General features: G+C 57.6%; 3 protein-coding genes and 1 pseudogene. 3 read left to right on the top strand and 1 reads right to left on the bottom strand.

The window, feature by feature from the left end; genetic code table 11:
- The 3 genes and pseudogenes from JHD07_RS36345 to JHD07_RS36335 all read left to right on the top strand — a co-directional run.
- Positions 1-272: pseudogene (locus tag JHD07_RS36345) on the top strand (MFS transporter); the annotation flags it as partial.
- A 477-nt stretch (positions 273-749) separates the two neighbouring features.
- The gene (locus JHD07_RS36340; RefSeq protein ID WP_291630952.1) at positions 750-2012 is read left to right on the top strand and encodes an epoxide hydrolase family protein; all 1263 of its coding nucleotides are present in this window, start codon (positions 750-752) and stop codon (positions 2010-2012) included.
- 322 nt (positions 2013-2334) lie between these two features.
- On the top strand, positions 2335-2619 hold the full coding sequence (locus tag JHD07_RS36335; protein ID WP_291630950.1) for an AlpA family phage regulatory protein: 285 nt from the start codon (positions 2335-2337) through the stop codon (positions 2617-2619).
- Here JHD07_RS36335 and JHD07_RS36330 read toward each other — a convergent pair.
- On the bottom strand, positions 2585-3195 hold a 611-nt coding region (locus JHD07_RS36330; RefSeq protein ID WP_291630948.1), incomplete at its 5' end, for a site-specific integrase. The two genes, JHD07_RS36335 and JHD07_RS36330, sit on opposite strands and share 35 nt — an antisense overlap.

The raw sequence follows: 3195 nt of genomic DNA, 5'->3' as shown, positions 1-3195 counted from the left end.
TCGCGCCCCTCACTACCGCCGTGATGAACGCGGTGGAGAACAGGTTCGCCGGCGCCGCTTCCGGATTGAACAACACGATCTCGCGAACTGCCGGTTTGATCGCTACATCACTCTTGGGCCTCGTCCTCCCCAACGCGAGCACCTACAAGTCTGCGTTCCTGAACGGGCTCATCCACGCCTCCTTGATCGGCGCGGTTCTTGCGATAGCAGCAGCAGTCATTTCGTTCGCAATGATCCGGGAGGGGGAGGTCAACCCCGACAAAGACGGTTGATTGCCTTCACCTCGAAAGTGCGCGAACTGCAGAGATCGGCTCCGGCGATCCCCGTCGACCTTCCTTATTGCCCGACTCGGCGGGCACTTCTGACTCTCGCTTGATCTGGCGCCTAAGCGGAACTCACAACTTGCGCCAACTAAGCAGGAGCGGTCCTCTTCGAGCTTGCGCACCGACAGCCGTCCTACTCGATCAGAGAGCAAACGACGTTGAAGCACATATGTTTCCCGGCTCAAGCGCTGGGCGCCGTTCCTGATTCTGCGACGCTGTTTAACCATTCACCGGCCTACCGCGAGGAAACAATCGCAGGCATAGCTCTACAAATCTGCGACGGCGAAGGAGTGCCTCGACCGATCGACAGCACGGGGTAAGGCAGGAGAATAAAGCCGAAAAGAATGCCCTGCTGCACGAGTATCGCCCGCGTTCTGCATTCGACTGTACCGAGATTTCAAAACACTCCTCGATAAGGATTGCGCTATGCTCGACCGTCGTGCCTTTTTGGTTGAAGCGGCTGCTGTGCTGGCAGGTCCGGCTTTGGCCAGCTCGGCAATCGGTCAACCTTTTGAAGCTTTGGCCGGGACGGCTCGCGCCGATATACAGCCGTTCCGGATATCAGTGCCGGATGAGCAGATAATCGACCTTAAGCGCCGGCTCGCTCAAACACGCTGGCCTGATACCTTGGACAAGACTGGCTGGTCCGACGGCACCAATCTCGATTACCTTCAAGGACTCGTAAGTTACTGGCGCGACCGCTTCGATTGGCGCGCGCAGGAGGCGCGCCTAAATCGACTGCCGCAATTCAAATACGAAGTCGACGGCCTAGGATTGCATTTTGTCCATCAGCGCGGTGACGGTCCCGCGCCTATTCCACTGATCCTAAATCATGGCTGGCCCGGATCGTTCACCGAATTCGAACGGGTGCTTCCTCTATTGACCCAACCGGGATCGCATGGCGGTGATCCAAGAGACGCGTTCCACGTAATCGTGCCCTCCATGCCAGGCTATGGGTTTTCCGACGCTCCGAGAGAGCGAGGAGTGAACTCCAGGCGCATTGCCTCGATGTACGCCAAGCTGATGACCGGACTGGGTTATGAACGCTTCGGCGCGCAAGGCACCGATTGGGGGGCAAGTGTCGCCACCTGGCTGGCATTCGACAACCCGAACAGGGTATCGAAGCTTCATCTCAACTTGATTCCGCTTGGCTACGATCCACCTACTGGGCCGGGACAACCGCCCAAAACGGCCGAGGAAACCGCGTTCCTCGAAAGGATTGCATCATGGTCGAAATCGGAAGGAGCTTACGGAGCGATCCAGGGTACCAAGCCGCAGTCATTAGCCTATGGTCTGAACGACTCTCCCGCGGGACTTGCTGCGTGGATCGTTGAAAAATTTCATGCTTGGGGCGACAACCGGCCCACTATGGACGATCATTTCGGCATTGATCGGATACTGACCGACATTTCTATCTACTGGTTTACGGGGACGATTGGCTCCTCAATGCGCCTCTATTTTGAGAATAGGCAGAACCCCTTTCAATTCGAGGCAGGTGAAAAAGTGCGCACGCCGACCGGCGTTGCGATCTTTCCAGCCGATATTCCCATGCCGCCACGGTCGTGGGTCGAACGAGGCTACAATGTAGATCGCTGGACCGCCATGCCGCGTGGTGGTCACTTCCCGGCGATGGAAGAACCCCAACTGCTGGTCGAAGATATCCGCACCTTTTTCCGCCCGGGCCGTTAGCTTACAGCAGACGGCGTGTTGCAGCTCTGAGGTGGCGGATTAGCGTGGGCTACCGCTTACCCAAATCGCCTCTTTCAGCAGGTCTGTTGGGCAATCGACCATCGCTCTTCAATCCGCGACAGCCGCCAAGTCTACGATAACAGGCGTCAGTCCTAGTCGTACGAGACCGGAATCCTGACTCGGCATGGTTTAGGGCCGAACAGCCAAACAAACCCCGCCGATGTGTACGCTATAGCCCGAAAGAACCGCACGGCGCTTCGAAGGGGCTTCCTGTATCACCATCTATCGTCCTCTATCGCTTCAGCGATGAAAGGATATTGAGATGCCACGAGTCGAAACGATAAGAATCCGGAGAACTATACGGCGGCAGCAACTGCGTGAAATGGTCCCGCTCGCCGACAGCACAATTTACGAAATGGAGCAGCGCGGCGAATTTCCTCGTCGGTTCGCGTTATCTGCGCGCTGCATCGTTTGGGACTTGGCGGAAGTCGAAGCCTGGTTGATGGCGCGGCGGACTTCTCCGCCCCGCCGCGCACAACATCCCGACGTATCCAAGCGAAAGTCGCGTCCGGTCAGAGGGCAGGATCAAGCTCGATCAGAGGCATAGCGGGCGGCAGCAGTGTCGGGACATGCTTCCGCCCATCGATCCAGGCGTCGACGATGTCCGCCCACTCCTGCATCATGTGCCGACGCTGAACCTCATATTCTGCCTTGTTGTAAACACCACGCGATGACCGGCCGTCTTCGTGCGCCAAGCACTTCTCAATCCAATCTCGATTGAAGCCCAGTTCGTTCAACAGGGTCGATCCAGTCCGCCGCAGGTCGTGCACCGTGAACGGTTCGAGCGGCAACCCATCCTGTTTGGCCTGCTCAACGACCGAGTAGGTGACTCGATTGAAGGTCGCTCGAGACATCGGAGCGTCAGCATCGTAACGCGACGGAAGCAGATAGCGGGAATTGCCGGCGCACGTTTTGAGAGCGATCATGATGTCGAGAGTCTGGCGGCACAAGTAAACATTGTGCGCCTTCGACCTCTTCATCCGCTCCTTCGGGATTGTCCAAACGGCGTTTTCAAAATCGACCTCGTCCCATACCGCGTCCTGCAATTCGCTCTTGCGCACCATCGTCAGCAGGAACAGCCGCATTCCCAAGCGGATCGTCGGCAGCGTCGCGACCTTTTCCA

The sequence above is a fragment of the Bradyrhizobium sp. genome (assembly GCF_016462955.1).
Lineage (GTDB): Bacteria > Pseudomonadota > Alphaproteobacteria > Rhizobiales > Xanthobacteraceae > Bradyrhizobium.
The sequence above is the reverse complement of the archived record's forward strand: the minus strand, read 5'-3'. Positions and strand labels throughout refer to the sequence as shown.

What these genes read in the sequence shown, in the direction of transcription:
- JHD07_RS36335 (WP_291630950.1), top strand. Translation starts at nt 2,335, where the DNA reads ATGCCACGAGTCGAAACGATAAGAATCCGGAGAACTATACGGCGGCAG.
- JHD07_RS36340 (WP_291630952.1), top strand. Translation starts at nt 750, where the DNA reads ATGCTCGACCGTCGTGCCTTTTTGGTTGAAGCGGCTGCTGTGCTGGCA.